The organism is Lentimicrobium sp. S6 (assembly GCF_013166635.1).
Taxonomy (GTDB): Bacteria; Bacteroidota; Bacteroidia; order Bacteroidales; family UBA12170; genus UBA12170.
Genome location: NZ_JABKBZ010000293.1, coordinates 1 through 406 on the forward strand (window position 1 = coordinate 1; position 406 = coordinate 406).

General features: G+C 38.2%; 1 tRNA gene. It reads left to right on the plus strand.

Features of this window, described 5'->3' with window-relative positions:
- Positions 1 to 133: 133 nt before the first annotated feature.
- Positions 134 to 207 (plus strand) — tRNA-Ala (locus HNS40_RS22780).
- Positions 208 to 406 lie beyond the last annotated feature (199 nt).

Below are 406 nucleotides of genomic sequence, written 5' to 3' on the forward strand. Positions count from 1 at the left end.
AAGTCGTAACAAGGTAGCCGTACCGGAAGGTGTGGCTGGAATACCTCCTTTCTGGTGTATTTCTGTCCTATCAGTTTTTTGATATAAAGGATATCTTGCACTTTTGCTACTATTATATTTCATATATTTTCTTGGGGAATTAGCTCAGTTGGCTAGAGCGCCTGCCTTGCACGCAGGAGGTCATCGGTTCGACTCCGATATTCTCCACTAATCCTTATAGGATTATAAAGAAAACCTAGGAGGAATCAATCAGGGATATTAAATGGTTCAATTCCATATCCTCCACTTCTAAATGCATTAAGCATTTACAAAGAGTTCTTTGACGTATTGAAAGATGACATTGATAAAATAGAATAAAAATAACGAGCGCCGATGCGACGAGCAAATTTATTTGCAAATCAACTTG